At 69.5% G+C, this 15,042-nt stretch carries 15 protein-coding genes; 2 read left to right on the plus strand and 13 right to left on the minus strand.

The window, feature by feature from the left end:
- Positions 1 to 34: 34 nt before the first annotated feature.
- The 6 genes from dnaG to recO form a co-directional block, all read right to left on the minus strand.
- A complete protein-coding gene (gene dnaG / locus MHY30_RS04210) occupies positions 35 to 1,885 on the minus strand; it encodes a DNA primase (protein ID WP_239275342.1) in 1,851 nt (616 codons plus the stop codon).
- Positions 1,885 to 3,201 carry a deoxyguanosinetriphosphate triphosphohydrolase gene (locus tag MHY30_RS04215; protein ID WP_374204585.1) on the minus strand — a complete coding sequence of 439 codons (1,317 nt, stop codon included), beginning with the start codon at positions 3,199 to 3,201 and terminating at the stop codon, positions 1,885 to 1,887. The genes dnaG and MHY30_RS04215 overlap by 1 nt, the downstream gene beginning before the upstream one ends.
- Before the next feature lie 7 nt (positions 3,202 to 3,208).
- On the minus strand, positions 3,209 to 4,375 hold the full coding sequence (gene dusB, locus MHY30_RS04220; RefSeq protein WP_239275343.1) for a tRNA dihydrouridine synthase DusB: 1,167 nt from the start codon (positions 4,373 to 4,375) through the stop codon (positions 3,209 to 3,211).
- A 70-nt stretch (positions 4,376 to 4,445) separates the two neighbouring features.
- Positions 4,446 to 5,138 (minus strand): DsbA family protein, encoded by a 693-nt coding sequence (locus MHY30_RS04225; protein WP_239275344.1) that lies wholly within the window; start codon positions 5,136 to 5,138, stop codon positions 4,446 to 4,448.
- Positions 5,139 to 5,166: 28 nt separating this feature from the next.
- Positions 5,167 to 5,991 carry an isoprenyl transferase gene (locus tag MHY30_RS04230; RefSeq protein WP_239275346.1) on the minus strand — a complete coding sequence of 275 codons (825 nt, stop codon included), beginning with the start codon at positions 5,989 to 5,991 and terminating at the stop codon, positions 5,167 to 5,169.
- Positions 5,988 to 6,716, minus strand: a complete 729-nt coding sequence (gene recO / locus MHY30_RS04235; RefSeq protein WP_239275348.1) for a DNA repair protein RecO — start codon at positions 6,714 to 6,716, stop codon at positions 5,988 to 5,990. The genes MHY30_RS04230 and recO overlap by 4 nt, the downstream gene beginning before the upstream one ends.
- Before the next feature lie 82 nt (positions 6,717 to 6,798).
- Here recO and MHY30_RS04240 point away from each other — a divergent pair, with 82 nt between their 5' ends.
- Together MHY30_RS04240 and MHY30_RS15100 are read left to right on the plus strand one after the other, a co-directional pair.
- Positions 6,799 to 7,494, plus strand: coding sequence for a trimeric intracellular cation channel family protein (locus MHY30_RS04240; protein WP_239275350.1), 696 nt, complete (start codon positions 6,799 to 6,801; stop codon positions 7,492 to 7,494).
- 152 nt (positions 7,495 to 7,646) lie between these two features.
- A complete protein-coding gene (locus MHY30_RS15100) occupies positions 7,647 to 7,778 on the plus strand; it encodes a hypothetical protein (RefSeq protein ID WP_275437999.1) in 132 nt (43 codons plus the stop codon).
- Positions 7,779 to 7,851: 73 nt separating this feature from the next.
- Here the strand turns inward: MHY30_RS15100 and leuA are convergent, their stop codons facing one another.
- The 7 genes from leuA to MHY30_RS04275 form a co-directional block, all read right to left on the minus strand.
- Entirely contained in the window at positions 7,852 to 9,612 is a 1,761-nt protein-coding gene (gene leuA, locus MHY30_RS04245; protein WP_239275352.1) for a 2-isopropylmalate synthase, read from the minus strand.
- A 142-nt stretch (positions 9,613 to 9,754) separates the two neighbouring features.
- Positions 9,755 to 10,348, minus strand: a complete 594-nt coding sequence (locus MHY30_RS04250) for a GNAT family N-acetyltransferase (RefSeq protein ID WP_239275354.1) — start codon at positions 10,346 to 10,348, stop codon at positions 9,755 to 9,757.
- Positions 10,345 to 11,292, minus strand: coding sequence for an NADP-dependent oxidoreductase (locus tag MHY30_RS04255; RefSeq protein WP_239275356.1), 948 nt, complete (start codon positions 11,290 to 11,292; stop codon positions 10,345 to 10,347). Before MHY30_RS04255 ends, MHY30_RS04250 begins: the two co-directional genes overlap by 4 nt.
- A 30-nt stretch (positions 11,293 to 11,322) precedes the next feature.
- Entirely contained in the window at positions 11,323 to 12,216 is an 894-nt protein-coding gene (gene era, locus MHY30_RS04260) for a GTPase Era (protein ID WP_239275358.1), read from the minus strand.
- Positions 12,213 to 13,526 (minus strand): hemolysin family protein, encoded by a 1,314-nt coding sequence (locus tag MHY30_RS04265; protein ID WP_239275360.1) that lies wholly within the window; start codon positions 13,524 to 13,526, stop codon positions 12,213 to 12,215. The genes era and MHY30_RS04265 overlap by 4 nt, the downstream gene beginning before the upstream one ends.
- Positions 13,523 to 13,990, minus strand: a complete 468-nt coding sequence (gene ybeY, locus MHY30_RS04270; protein WP_239275362.1) for an rRNA maturation RNase YbeY — start codon at positions 13,988 to 13,990, stop codon at positions 13,523 to 13,525. Before ybeY ends, MHY30_RS04265 begins: the two co-directional genes overlap by 4 nt.
- Positions 13,987 to 15,015, minus strand: coding sequence for a PhoH family protein (locus tag MHY30_RS04275; RefSeq protein WP_239275438.1), 1,029 nt, complete (start codon positions 15,013 to 15,015; stop codon positions 13,987 to 13,989). Before MHY30_RS04275 ends, ybeY begins: the two co-directional genes overlap by 4 nt.
- Positions 15,016 to 15,042: the final 27 nt, after the last annotated feature.

A 15,042-nucleotide genomic window follows, 5' to 3' on the forward strand; every position in this document is an offset into this window, starting at 1 on the left:
CCCGAGGTGCGTCCCGGATGCCAGCCGAGACGCGTCAGGAGTCAATCAGGCGTTGCCGATCGGCATCCAGTTCGCGCAGGCGCAGACGCAGACGGCGGCCGTCCTCGGAGTCCGCCGGCACGCGTTGGATGCCGCGCAGCAACTCGTCCTTCTCGCGCTGCAGTTCGCGGATCAGGAGTCCTCGCGCCAGACCGTTCGCCGACGCGACCGCGCCCTCCTCGCTACGGGCCGGGAACTCGGCGGTCAGCAACTCGGCCGCCAAGGTGCGGAACGGTTCGCGCACCGCTTCGACGGCGGTGACGGCCCAGCCCGGCTGGGACAGATCCGTGGATGCCAGCGAGCTCCGCACCGCCTCGAGGGCGGGGTGGCCGAAGGGGGTCTGCAGGGCACGGAGGAAGAGGTCGGCCTCGATGCGGTGGCCGTACTGCAGGAACGCCATCATCGCGCCCCGTTCGAGCGCGACGTCCCGGGTGTTCGGCAAGGACGCGAGCGTGACCGACGGGGCGACGGCGGCGACGGGTTCGGCGCTTGCGCCGCGTTGCGCCTCGCGCTTCTCGGCTCGGTCGGCACCTCGAGCCGCGCGCTCGACCGCGCCCTGCACCTCGGGGATGTCCAGGCCCAGGCGACGGGCCAGGACGCGGACGTACCCGGGGCGCAGCGCCGGGTCGCGGATGTCGGCGACGATGGGGGCCGCGGCGCGGAGAGCGCCCGCGCGGCCTTCCACGCTCGACAGATTGAAGTCCTTCAGACGCTGATCGATGACGAACTCGAACATGGGCGCCTTGGCGTCCATGAGCGCCCGTACCGCGCCGTCCCCGCGCTGAAGGCGGAGGTCGCACGGATCGAGGCCCTCGGGCGCGACCGCGACGTACGTCTGCGCGGCGAAACGCTTCTCGTCGGCGAAGGCGCGCAGCGCCGCCTTCTGCCCCGCGGCATCCGGATCGAAGGTGAATACGACCTCCCCTGAGGCGCTGTCATCACCCATGACGCGTCGCAGCACCGTGATGTGGTCGCTGCCGAAGGCGGTGCCGCACGAGGCGATGGCGGTGGTGACGCCCGCGAGGTGACAGGCCATGACGTCGGTGTAGCCCTCGACGACGACGACACGGTGCTCGCGCGAGATGTCGCGCTTGGCGAGGTCGAGACCGTACAGCACCTGCGCCTTCTTGTAGATCGGCGTTTCGGGGGTGTTGAGGTATTTGGGGCCCTGGTCGTCGTCGTACAGCTTGCGTGCGCCGAATCCGATGACCTGGCCGGTCACGTCGCGAATGGGCCAGACGAGGCGGCCCCGAAAGCGGTCGTACACTCCGCGCTGGCCCTGGGAGACGAGCCCTGACTGGAGCAGCTCGTCACGTGTGAACTTCTGCGCGAGCAGATGATCCATGAGCGAGGACCAGCCCTTGGGCGCGTACCCCACCCCGAAGTGCGCGGCCGCGCCCGCGTCGAAACCGCGATCGCCGAGGAAGCGCCGAGCCGTGTCGGCTTCGGGCGACATCAGCTGCGCCCGGAAGTACTCTGCGGCGGCGGCGTTCGCCGCATACAGGCGCGAGCGGCCGGTCGTCTCCGGAGCGGCCCCGCCGTCCTCGTAGTGCAGCGTGTAGCCCACGCGGGCGGCCATCCGCTCGACCGCCTCCGTGAACGACACGTGGTCCATCGCGCGCAGGAACGAGTACACGTCCCCGGACTCACCGCAGCCGAAGCAGTGGTAGTAGCCGACCTGCGGCCTCACGTGGAAGCTCGGGCTGCGCTCATCGTGAAAGGGGCACAGGCCCTTCATCGACCCGACACCCGCGGGCTTCAGAGCGACGCGCTCACCGACGACGTCGGCGATGTTGACCCGCGCCTTGACCTCGTCGATGTCGGTCTGCCGGATGCGCCCGGGCATCAGGCATCCGCTCCCCGCGGCCCGCGCGCGCCCGGGGCCCAGACGCCGAGCTCGGCGGCATCCACGTCGCCCACGAGCCGGCCGTGCCAGGCGATGGCGAGCTGATCGGTGAGGCTGGCGACCTGGTCGACGATCACGCGGCGCCGCGCAGTGTCGTCCTCGGCCGCGGCGAAGTCGGGGGCGTGCAGCGCATCGAGCGCGTCGGGGTTCTCCCACAGGGCGGATGCCAACCGCTTGAGGACGCGTCGCTGCTCGCGGTAGAGCGCCTTGCGGCCGTCGATGGAGACCACGGTCGCGCCGATGATGCCCTTCAGAACCGCCATCTCGGCTTCGACGACCCGGGGGACCACCACGTGCGCGCGGTAGCGCGTGAGGTCACGCACCGCATACGCGTCGCGCGTCGCAGTCGTGGCGGCGCGCGCGAAGCGTCCGATGAGATCCGAGGTCAGGTTCTTCAGCCGCGCGAGCGCGGGCCGGGATCCGTCGAAGGAGTCGATCCACTCGGGCAGCCGCATGAGGCGGTACAGCGCGTCGGCGAGTTCGTCGCGCGAGAAGTCGTAGCCGACCCACGTCTGGATCGCGGTGAGAAGCGACTCGTGCCCGGCCGGGGAGGTCAGACGCGCCGGGTCGATGTAGCGGTTGACGACCGCGTCCTCGAAATCGTGGACCGAGTACGCGATGTCGTCCGAGAGGTCCATGACCTCGGCCTCGATGCAGCGGACGCGCCCCGGGGCGCCGCCGCGCATCCAGTGGAACACCGGCTCGTCGTCGGGGTAGACACCGAACTTGAGGCGTCCGCCCGGATCGGGAAGGGGCGCGTCGGCGGTCCACGGGTACTTGCACGTGGCATCCAGGCTCGCCCGGGTGAGGTTCAGCCCGAACGGGCGGCCATCGGGGCCGATGACCTTCGGCTCGAGACGCGTCAGGATGCGGAGGGTCTGCGCGTTGCCCTCGAAGCCCCCGATGTCTTCGGCCCACTCGTTGAGCGCGCGCTCACCGTTGTGGCCGAAGGGCGGATGACCGAGGTCGTGGCTGAGGCACGCGGTGTCGACGACGTCGGGCGACAGCTCGAGGGCGGTCGCCAACTCGCGCCCCACCTGCGCCACCTCGAGAGAGTGCGTCAGACGGTTGCGCGCGAAGTCGGCGGGGCTCGCCGGGCTCAGGACCTGGGTCTTGGCAGCGAGACGGCGGAGGGCCGCCGAGTGCAACACGCGGGCGCGGTCGCGAGCGAAGTCGTCGCGCAGGGAGCGGTGCCGCTCTTCGTGGAAGCGGGCGGCGTCGACGTCGTCGTACCCCGACGGGCGCGCGACGCTCACCGCAACCTCACCCGCCACTGTGGTGGAGCTCCGCGTCAGCGAGGGCACGACCGGCGTCGTCGCCGATCTCCCGCGAGTCGAGCCAGCCGTCCGGCAGCGCGGGACGCTTGGGCGAACCGGCGCGGCCCCGCTGCCCTTCCGCTGCCTCGCCCGGGTAGGGGGCGTCGAGCTCCATGGTCGCGAGGAGGTCGTCGATCTCGGCCAGGGTCGAGGCGGTGGCGAGGCTGGCCCGCAGCTCACCACCGACCGGGTAGCCCTTGAAATACCAGGCGACGTGCTTGCGGATGTCGCGGCATCCGCGCCCCTCGTCCTCGAAGAACTCCACCAGCAACTCCGCGTGCCGGCGGAACGCGCGAGCGACGAAGCCGAGCGTTGCGTCGACGGGCTCGCCGGTGGCAGCACCGGGGCGTCCCAGTGCACGGGCGAGGTCGCCGAACAGCCAGGGGCGGCCGAGGCATCCGCGGCCGACGACGACGCCGTCGCACCCGGTCTCGTCCATCATGCGCACGGCGTCGCCGGCCGACCAGATGTCGCCGTTGCCCAGTACGGGCACACTCGTCACCGTCTCTTTGAGCTTCGTGATCGCGCTCCAGTCGGCGTGCCCCGAGTAGAACTCGGATGCCGTCCGCGCGTGAAGGGCGATGGATGCCACTCCGGCGCCCTCGGCGATCCGGCCCGCCTCGAGGTACGTGAGGTGGTCGGCGTCGATGCCCTTGCGCATCTTGATCGTCAGCGGCAGATCGCCCGCGGCCCGCACGGCACGCTCGACGATCTGGCGGAACAGCGTCAGCTTCCAGGGGAGAGCCGCACCGCCGCCGCGCCGCGTGACCTTCGGGACCGGGCAGCCGAAGTTCAGGTCGATGTGGTCGGCGTGGTCTTCGGCGACGATCATGCGCACGGCCGCCTCGACCGTGGCGGGGTCGACGCCGTAGAGCTGGATCGAGCGCGGGGTCTCGGACTCGTGATGCCGGATGAGACGCATCGTGGTGTCGTTGCGTTCGACGAGCGCCCGCGTGGTGATCATCTCACTCACGTACAGCCCGGCACCGTACTCGCGGCACAGCCGGCGGAACGCCGTGTTCGTGATGCCGGCCATCGGCGCGAGCACGACCGGGGCGTCGAGTTCGATGGGGCCGATGCGCAGCGAACGCGTCGGGGCCAGTGCCGTGGTCATCGTGCCATTCTCCCAGACCTCGTGGTCCCGTGCTGCCGGGCCCGGCAACGGGTTCGCTGGGGAGGAGGGGTCACGCCTGCGCGGCCTCGGGCTCGGCAACAGCCGAGCGGCGTTCGCTCCACACCTGACGCGCGATCTGCGTGAACGCTTCGACCGGCTGTGCCCCGCTCACGCCGTACTTCCCGTCGATGACGAAGAACGGCACGCCCGTGATGCCGTAGGCCTGCGCCTGCGCCTGATCGGCCCGCACCGCTTCGCGGAAGCGTCCGGACGCCAGCGCCTCCCGCGCAGCGTCTCCATCGAGGCCGATCTCGACGGCGAGCTCGATGAGGTCGTCGTCACGTCCGACGTGCTTGCCCTCGAGGAAGTGCGCCGCCATCAGACGTTCCGAGAGATCGATCTGTCGACCGTGCTCCTTCGCGAAATGCAGCAGCTCGTGCGCCTTGACGGTGTTGGTGTGCTGGAGGATGTCGAAACGGTAAGCGAGCCCTGCCTCGGCCGCGACCCCGGTGACGCGGTCGAGCATCTCGCGCGCCTGTGCCGGCGAGATGCCCTTGTGCTGAGAGAGGTAGTCCACCTCGCCACCGACGAAGTCGACGGGGGTGTCGGGAGAGAGCTCGAACGAGTGGTACTCGATCTCGACGACGGGGGCGTCGTCGTCATCGGCGGTGGCGGCCAGGCCGTTCTCGAGATTGCGCTTGCCGATGTAGCACCAGGGGCAGGCGATGTCGCTCCACACGTCGATCTTGATGGCATCCGTCATGTCGCGTGCAACCTTTCCGGGACGGGATCTATTCCGATGGCGGCATCGACTCCGCCTGCGGGGTGTCGATCGCGCCGCCGAAGCGCCGGTCGCGGGACAGGTACAGGCCGATGGCGTCCCACAGGTGCGTTCGGCGGAAGTCCGGCCACAGCGTGTCCAGGAACACCATCTCGGCGTACGCCGACTCCCACAGGAGGAAGTTCGACGTGCGCTGCTCCCCGCTGGAGCGCACGAACAGGTCGACGTCGGGCATGTCCGGCTGGTACAGGTTCCGCCGAATGAGCTTCTCGCTCACGGCGGAGGGCTTCAGGCGCCCGGCGGCGATGTCTTCGCCGATGCGGCGCATGGCATCCACGATCTCGACTCGACCGCCGTAGTTGACGCACATCGTGAGGGTCAGCACGTCGTTGCCCTCGGTCAGACGCTCCGCGTGCTGCAGCTCCTTGATGACCGACCCCCACAGGCGCGGCTTCCGTCCCGACCAGCGGATGCGCACGCCCCACTCGTTGAGCTGATCGCGACGCCGGTGCAGCACCTCGCGGTTGAACCCCATGAGAAAGCGCACCTCGTCGGGCGAGCGCGACCAGTTCTCGGTGGAGAACGCGTACACGGACAGGTGCTTCACACCGGCCTGGATCGCTCCCGCGACGACGTCGAGGAGCGCCGCCTCGCCGGCGCGGTGGCCCTCGACGCGCGTGAGACCCTGGCGGTTCGCCCAGCGACCGTTGCCGTCCATGACGATCGCCACGTGCTCGGGTACGGCCCCCTTCGGGAAGCTCGGCGGGTACTCCCCCGTCCAATCGAGCGGGCGGTACGGGACGGCGTCGCGGTGCGTGTAGGGCTTCGGGGTCATCGACTCGATTCCAGGTGCGAGAGGGAACGGATGCCGCGCTCCAGGTGGAACTGGGCGTACGCGGCGACGAGGCCGGAGGCCGCCGCGGTGGTGCGTTCGGGGGCGGCATCCACGACGTCCCACTCCCCCGCGATGAGCGCGCGCAGGAGGGCGACGGTGTCGCGGGCGACACGCGGCGACCCCGCGGGTGCGCACGCCGCACACACGACCCCGCCGAGCTGGGCCAGGAAGAAGTCGTGCTCGCCGACCGTTCCGCAGCGCGCGCACTCACCGAGCCCCGGTGCCCAGCCGGACAGAGCCATCGCCCGCAGGAGGTACGAGTCGAGCACACTGCGCGCCGCGTGGTCTCCACGGGCGAGAGCACGCAGGCCGCCGACCAGCAGCAGGTACTGCTGCGGCGTGGCCTCGGCCTCGTTGAGACGGTCCGCGGTCTCGACCATCGCGCTGGCGGTCGTGTAGCGGTCGTAGTGCTGCGCGATGTCGGCGCCGTAGGCCCCCAGCGACTCGGCCTGCTGAACGATGTCGAGGTTGCGCCCCTGGTAGAGCTGCACGTCTGCGACCATGAATGGCTCGAGACGCGAGCCGAAACGCGACGACGTGCGCCGGACGCCCTTCGCGACCGCCCGGATCTTGCCGTGGCGGCGGCTGAGGAGGGTGACGATGCGGTCCGCCTCCCCCAGCTTGTGGGTACGCAGGACCACGACTTCGTCGCGGTAGGTGGGCACAGTCCATTATCCGCCCGCGACCCCGGGAGTCGGCGGTGCGCCGCGCGCGGGGCGCTGCGACCTCCGCGGGAGAATGGATGCCGTGAACCCGCCCGTCTTCATCATCCCGCTGTGGGCCGACCTCACCGCCGTCGCCCTCGGCGGCGTGCAGGGTGCACTCTTCGCCTCAGGCTTCCAGGGCCAGCGGCGCCTCGACCTGCTCGGCGTCGCGATCATCGGCATCCTGTTGGGCATGGGCGGCGGACTCATCCGCGACCTCCTGCTGGGGCTGACACCTGCGACCCTGCAGAACAACTGGTACCTCATCACCGCGACGGTCGCCTCTCTCGTGGGCATGCTGCTGTCGGGGATCTTTCAACGGCTGAACCGCGCGATCGTTCTGCTGGACGCCGTCGTCATCGGACTCTTCGGCGCCTTCGGCACGTCGAAAGCGCTCGCGCTCGGGCTGCCCGCGGTGCCCGCCGTGTTCGTCGGCGTGCTCGCCGCCGCCGGCGGGAGTGTGCTGCGCGACGTGCTGATGGGACTCCCCGTGGCGATCATGCACGTCGGTTCTCTGTACGCGGTCGCCGCCGGAGGAGGGTGCGCGGTCCTGGCGACGGCAGCGGCGTTCGGTGCACCGCTCCCCGTGGCGGCGGTGGTGGGGGTGATCGTGACGACGGTGATCCGCGTCCTCGCCGTACTGTTCGACCTCTCCCTGCCCGAGCAGCGCAAGCTCTACCGCCGGAAGGTCGCGGTGGAGACCACCGGCATCCCGATCATCCGCGACCCCGACGCGTGAGTCGCCCGCATGCGCGCGCCGCCGGCAGGGGCGCGAGTCGCCAGAATTTGTCGCCTCGAGACGCTCTCGGGCGACAAATCCTGGCGACTCGCGCGCGAGGGGCGTGGCTACGCTGACCCGGTCTCCTCGACGATCAGCGGGGAACGGAACGGGTGGCACAACTGGGGCCCATTCGGCTCGGTAAGGGCTGCTTCTACATCAAGAGGCTCTCCGACATCGATTCGGCGCTGCTCTCCGAGCAGATCGCGCGCGCGTACACCTCGCGCGTAGACCCCATGGGGTGAGTCGCCAGGATTTGTCGCTTCGGGGAACCCGGAGGCGACAAATGCTGGCGACTCGCGCCCGGATACGCCCGGCTCAGACGCCGGCGAGGGCGCCCGAGCGCTGACGGGTACGGATCGCGCGGTTCACGCCCGAGACGATCGCCTTGAGCGACGCGGTCGAGATGTCGTTGTCGATGCCGACACCCCACAGGCGCTGGTCGTCGACCTGCAGCTCGATGTACGCCGCGGCCTGGGCGTCGCCGCCCGAGCTCAGCGCGTGCTCGACGTAGTCGTACAGCGTGACGTCGAACCCCTGCGCCCGCACGATCTCGAGGAACGCGGCGACGGGTCCGTTGCCGACGGCCGACGCGGGATGGGTCGCGTCACCATCGCGGAGCGTCACCTCGAGCGAGACGTCGCCCGACATGTCGCTCGAGGAGCGCGTCGACAGCAGCTCGAAGCGGCCCCAGCGCTGGTCGTCGTCCTTCGTCGGCAGGTACTCGTCGGTGAAGATGTCCCAGATCTGGGCGCTCGAGACCTCGCCGCCCTCGGCGTCGGTGCGGGCCTGCACGACACCGGAGAACTCGATCTGCAGCTTGCGCGGCAGATCGAGGGCGTGGTCCGCCTTCAGCAGGTACGCGACGCCGCCCTTGCCGGACTGGGAGTTGACGCGGATGACGGCCTCGTACGAACGGCCGAGGTCCTTCGGGTCGACGGGCAGGTACGGAACCGCCCACTCGATGTCGTCGATGCTCTTGCCCTCGGCGGCGGCCCGGGCCTCCATGGCCTCGAAGCCCTTCTTGATGGCATCCTGATGCGAACCGCTGAAGGCGGTGAAGACCAGGTCGCCGGCCCACGGGCTGCGCTCGGGGACGGGCAGCTGGTTGCAGTACTCGACGGTGCGCTTGACCTGGTCGATGTCGCTGAAGTCGATCTGCGGGTCGATCCCCTGCGTCAGCAGGTTCACCCCCAGGGCGACCAGGTCGACGTTCCCGGTGCGCTCACCGTTGCCGAAGAGGCATCCCTCGATCCGGTCGGCCCCGGCCATGTACCCCAGCTCCGCCGCGGCGACGGCGGTGCCGCGGTCGTTGTGCGGGTGCAGCGACAGGATGACGTTCTCGCGGTGGTTCAGGTTCCGCGACATCCACTCGATCGAGTCGGCGTACACGTTGGGGGTCGCCATCTCGACGGTGGCCGGCAGGTTCAGGATGACTTTGCGCTCGGGCGTCGGCTGGAAGACCTCCAGCACCTCGTTGCAGATCCGCAGCGCGAACTCCAGCTCGGTGCCCGTGTAGCTCTCGGGCGAGTACTCGTAGAAGACCTCGGTCTCGGGAATCGTGGCCTCGTACTTCTTGCACAGCCGCGCACCCTCGAGAGCGATGTCGACGATGCCCTGCTGGTCGGTGCGGAAGACCACCTCGCGCTGCAGCACACTCGTGGAGTTGTAGAGGTGGACGATGGCCTGCTTCGCGCCGGCGATCGCCTCATAGGTGCGGGCGATCAAGTGCTCGCGAGCCTGCGTCAGCACCTGGATCGTGACGTCATCGGGAATGAGGTCGTCTTCGATCAGCTGCCGCACGAAGTCGAAGTCGGTCTGGCTCGCCGAGGGGAAGCCGACCTCGATCTCCTTGTAGCCCATCTTCACCAGCAGGTCGAACATGACCCGCTTGCGCTCGGGGCTCATCGGATCGATGAGGGCCTGGTTGCCGTCGCGCAGATCGACGGCGCACCACCGGGGTGCGGTCTCGATGCGCTTGCCCGGCCACGTGCGGTCGGGCAGGTCGACGCGAATCTGCTCGTGGAAGGGACGGTACTTGTGCACCGGAGCGGACGTGGGCTTCTGCGTGTTCTTCATGAGGGGTCGCTTCTCTTGTCTGTCTGGAGGGGCCGACGACGAGCTCCGCGACGAGGAAGGCCCTTAGAACGAGGACTCGTCGCGGCAGCTAAGAAGAAGCAGGCCACCGAAGCGCATTCTGCGATCGTAGCACTGGGTTGCGTCATGCCTCACGTGGCGGTGTCCATTCCCGGGCGAGGACGGCGTAGTCGACCTCGTCGCTCCACCGGCCCTTGAACCATTCGTTCTCGACCAGGTGTGCTTCTCGGCGCATCCCCAGGCGCTCGGCGAGGGCGAGGGAACGGACGTTGTCCGCGTCGATGCGCGCAACGAGACGGCGCAGACCGTAGATCGAGAACGCGGTATCGATGAGGGCACGAACCGCCTCGGTGGCCAACCCCTGGCCCCCTGCGGAAGGGCTCAGGACCCACCCGATCTCGGCCGAACCTGCGTCGCCGTCGAGGTGGAACAGCACGAGGTCGCCGATGATCGCTCCATCGGCCACCCGCTCGATCACCAGGACGACCCCGGCGCGATCCCCCTCCAGCCGGGTCTGCCCGAAGAGGTGTCCGATGCGTCGCCGGATGTCGTCGGTCGTCTGAGGCTCGAACGGCAAGAAACGGCAGACGTCCGCATCTCCGCGGTAGACCGCCATCGCGTCCAAGTCGCCTTCGAGAAACGGGCGCAGACGCACACGGTCGCGGACGACCTCGAGCGACGCCGGCGCGGACGGCAGGACGAACGGCGACGCACTCACGACAGCAGCGCGACCTTGCCGCCGGGGTGACCCTGCATCACGAAGCGCACTGCCTCGGGCGCGTCGGCGAGCGGGTACGTGCGGGCCACCGGCACCTCGAGATCCCCGGATGCCGCGAGCTCGAGCACGCGGGCCCGGGCGATGTCGCGGAACCTCGCGCTCTCGGGTCGCGCGCCCGCGATCCACAGGATGCCGTGGGTCTCCGCGTGCTGCGGAGACACGATCGTCACGACACGGTCGCGTTCGGCCACCAGAGCGAGTGAAACCGCGAGGGCTTCGTCGGTGCCGGCGGCATCCCACGCGGCGGCGATCGGCGCTCCCCCGGCCGCCTCGAGGACCCGCTCAGCCAACCCGTCCCCGTAAGCCACGGGCAGGCCCCCGAATTTCCGCACTCGCGCGGCGGAATCGTCGGCGCCCGGGCCGACCGTCCCGATGACGCGGATGCCGAGCGCGCGCGCCTGCTGCAAGAGGCTCACACCCACCGCGCCGGATGCCGCGTGCAGCAGCACGGTCTCACCCGCTGCGGTCCGGGTCACCTGGATCATCTCCGCAGCGGTCGTTCCCGCCAGCAGAAGGTTCGCTGCCTCAGCATGCGACAGCGCGGCCGGCTTGGCGAACGCATCGCGCGCGGGAAGAGTCAGTTCGGTCGCGTACCCGCCCTGAACGCGGAAAGCGACGACCTCATCCCCCACCGTCAGCGGCCCGGAGCCGCCGACCGCATCGGGGCCGACCGCGGTGACTTCGCCCGACAGCTCGTACCCGATGGACACCGGGAAGGTCACCCCCGGCCGCGGAGCGGCGACGTGCTTGGCATCCGCCGGGTTCACCCCGGCCGCATGGACGCGGACGGTGACCTCGCCCGGGCCGGGCTCCGGTACCTCGACCTCGTCGAACGTCCAGTTCTCGGGAGATCCGGGCGTCTGAGCCCGCCACTGCTGCGCCATCGTGGTCGTCCTTCCGGCCGGTCGACGCGGTCAGAAACCGAGGCGACCGAGCTGCTTGGGGTCGCGCTGCCACTCTTTGGCGACGCGCACGTGCAGGGACAGGTATACCCGCCCGCCCACGAGCGGCTCGATCCCCTTGCGCGCCCGCGCCCCCACGTCCGCCAGGCGCGAGCCCTTGCGGCCGATGATGATCGCCTTCTGGCTGTCGCGCTCGACAACGATGTTGGCGTACACGTCGGTGAGATCACTGTCCTCGCGTGCCGACACGTCGTCGACCGTCACCGCGATGGAGTGCGGCAACTCGTCGCGCACCCCGTCGAGGGCCGCCTCACGAATGATCTCGGCGATGCGATCCTCGAGGGACTCGTCGGTCACGACATCGTCGGGGTACAGCGCCGGCCCCTCGGGCATGAGCGAGAGCAGCTCATCGCTGAGGACATCGAGCTGGTCGCGGGTGACGGCCGAGAGCGGGATGACCGCTGCCCAGTCCTCGCGGAGGGCATCCACTTCGATCAGACGCTCGGTGATCTGCTCCCGCGTCGCGGCGTCCGTCTTGGTGACCAGGGCGACCTTCTTGGCCCGGGGGTAGCCGGACAGCGACTCGGCGATGCGTCGGTCGCCGGGACCGACCTTCTCCGTCGCCGGTGCACAGAAGGCGATCACGTCGACATCTCCCAGCACCTGCTCGACGAGGTCGTTGAGTCGCTGCCCCAGCAGCGTCCGCGGACGATGGATGCCGGGGGTGTCGACGACCACCAGCTGACCGCCGGGCCGGTTGACGATCCCGCGGATGGCGCGTCGGGTGGTCTGCGGCTTCTCGCTCGTGATCGCCACCTTCTCGCCCACGAGCGCGTTCGTGAGGGTGGACTTTCCCACATTGGGGCGTCCGACGAAGGTCACGAAGCCGGATCGGGTGTCGGTCATCTGTCGTTCCTCTCGCGAGCGGCGCCCGCGGGCGCCGTCTCGTCGTTGTCGTCGTCGACCTCGGCGCGTTCGACGATCACCGTCGCGATGCCGCGATTGCGACCGCGCGAGGCGCCGCCGGTCATGACGAGGCCGGAGTGCTCTGCGGTGGCGCCGGGCTGCGGGATGCGCCCGAGGGCCTTGCCGAGCAGACCGCCGATCGAGTCGACGTCCTCGTCGTCGAGCTCGAGGCCGAACAGGTCACCGACCTCGTCGAGACCGAGACGAGCGCTGATGCGGTAGCGGCCGTCCTCCAACGGCACGATCTCGGTCGACGGTGCGTCGTATTCGTCGGAGATGTCCCCAACCAGCTCCTCGATCAGATCCTCGAGGGTGACCAGGCCCGCCACGCCGCCGTACTCATCCACCGCGAGGCAGACGTGCACGGCATCCTTCTTCATCTGCTGGAGCAGCGTCTCGGCCTTCATGGACTCGGGCACGAACACCGGGGGGCGCGCGATGCGGCGGATGGGCGCGTCGCGCCACCCGTCCTCCTCGCGGAAGGCGAACTGCACCAGATCTTTGAGATACAGCATGCCGACGACGTCATCGGCCTCGTCATCGGCGAGCGGGACGCGCGAGACGCCCTTGTCGAGGAACAGCCCCAGCGCCTCGCGGGTGGTGGCGGTGGCATCCACCGTCACCATGTCGGTACGCGGCACCATGACCTCGCGCACGTAGCGGTCCGTGAAGTCGAACACGGAGTGGATGAGCTCGCGGTCGTCCTCCTCGATGAGCTCGTTCTCGGCGGCCTCATCGATGATGCTGAGGAGCTGCTCCTCCGACGCGAACGATGTCGAGTGCGAGACGCCGGGTGTGATGCGGTCACCGACAGCGACCAGCCCATGAGCCAATGGTCCGAGCAGGACACGCATGCCCCGGATGATCGGGGCTCCGCCGCGCAGCAGACCGGTCGCGTGCTGACGTCCGACGGCGCGCGGGCTGGCGCCGACCGCGACGAACGAGATCCCCGTCATGATCACTGCGGCGGCGATGACCGCGAGCCAGATGTTATCGAAGAGGAGCATGAAGGCGGCGGCGACGAGGACCGCCGCGGTCGTCTCGGCGAGGACCCGGATGAAGACGACGGCCGTGACGTGCGCGCTCGGGTCGTCGGCGATGCGTTGCAACGACCGGGCGTTTCGACCCGCGGCGCCGAGCTCGACGAGATCCGCGCGCGAGGTCACCCCCAACGCGGCCTCGGAGGCGGCCATGAAGCCGCCGAAACCGACGAGGACGAGCGCCGCGACGAGAAGGAGGGCTTCGGTCATGCGCGGCGGCGGCGCTCGACGGCCTGGAAGCCGGCGATGAGCTCGCGCTGGAGTCCGAACATCTCTCGCTCCTCATCGGGCTCGGCGTGGTCGAAGCCGAGGAGGTGGAGAAGGCCGTGCGTGGTGAGGAGGATCAGCTCGTCCTGGGTGGAGTGCTTCGCAGCGACGGCCTGCGTCTCGGCCACGGCGGGGCACAGCACGATGTCGCCGAGGAGCCCGGCGGGCGTCGGGGAATCCTCGGTGCCCGGACGCAGCTCGTCCATGGGGAAGCTGAGCACGTCGGTCGGTCCGGGCTCGTCCATCCACTGCACGTGGAGCGACTCCATTGCGCCCTCGTCGACCAGCACGATTGCGACGTCGGCATCCGGGCTCACGTGCAGTTCGGCGAGGTTGTGCTCCATGAGGCGCAGGAGCACCTGCTCGTCGACCTCGTGGCCGGATTCGTTGTTGATCTCGATCGTCATGAACGGTTTCGTCTCGGGAGGTGATCGCGCGGACCCGCGGGACGGGCCGCGCCGCGGCGTTCGGCACGATTGGCGAACTCGGTGGCCTCGTCGCGTTCGCGGCGGGACATGAGCCGTCTCTCGTCATACTCGCTGTACGCATCGACGATACGACCCACGAGGGTGTGCCGCACGACGTCGTCGCTGGTGAGGTAGGCGAAGTGGATGTCGTCGATCTCGCCGAGCACGCGCGTTACCAGTCGCAGACCCGAGGCGCCCTGCGGCAGGTCGATCTGTGTGATGTCGCCCGTGACCACCATGCGGGTTCCGAAGCCGAGACGCGTCAGGAACATCTTCATCTGCTCGGGTGTGGTGTTCTGCGCCTCGTCGAGCACGACGAACGAGTCGTTGAGGGTCCGACCGCGCATGTAGGCCAGCGGTGCGACCTCGATGGTGCCCGTCGCCATGAGCTTGGGGACGATGTCGGGGTCCATCATCTCGTTGAGAGCGTCGTACAGCGGGCGCAGGTAGGGGTCGATCTTGTCCGTGAGGGTGCCCGGCAGGAATCCGAGGCGCTCCCCCGCTTCGACCGCGGGACGCGTGAGGATGATGCGGCTGACCTCTTTGCGCTGCAGCGCCTGCACGGCCTTGGCCATCGCGAGATAGGTCTTTCCGGTACCGGCGGGGCCGATGCCGAAGACGATCGTGTTCTCCTCGATGGCGTCGACGTACGCCTTCTGCCCGAGCGTCTTCGGACGGATGACTTTCCCGCGCGACGACAGGATGGCTTCACCGAGCACCTCGGAGGGGCGCGGTCCCCCATCGGAGCGGAGGATCCGACTGGAGCTGGACACGTCCGCCGGGTCCAGACCCTGACCGTTGCGCGTCATGGTGAGCAGTTCGTCGACCAGACCTTTCGCCGCGGCGACCGCCGCGGCCGCACCGGAGAGCGTGATCTCATTGCCGCGCACGTGAACGTCGACGTCGGGGTGCTCCTTCTCGACGACGCGCAGGAGGCGGTCTTGGGGCCCCAGGAGCTGGACCATGGCGACGCCGTCGGCGTACAGACGCTC

Origin of the sequence: Microbacterium sp. ACRRU, assembly GCF_022346945.1 — a bacterium.
In the GTDB taxonomy this organism is placed as follows: domain Bacteria; phylum Actinomycetota; class Actinomycetes; order Actinomycetales; family Microbacteriaceae; genus Microbacterium; species Microbacterium mcarthurae.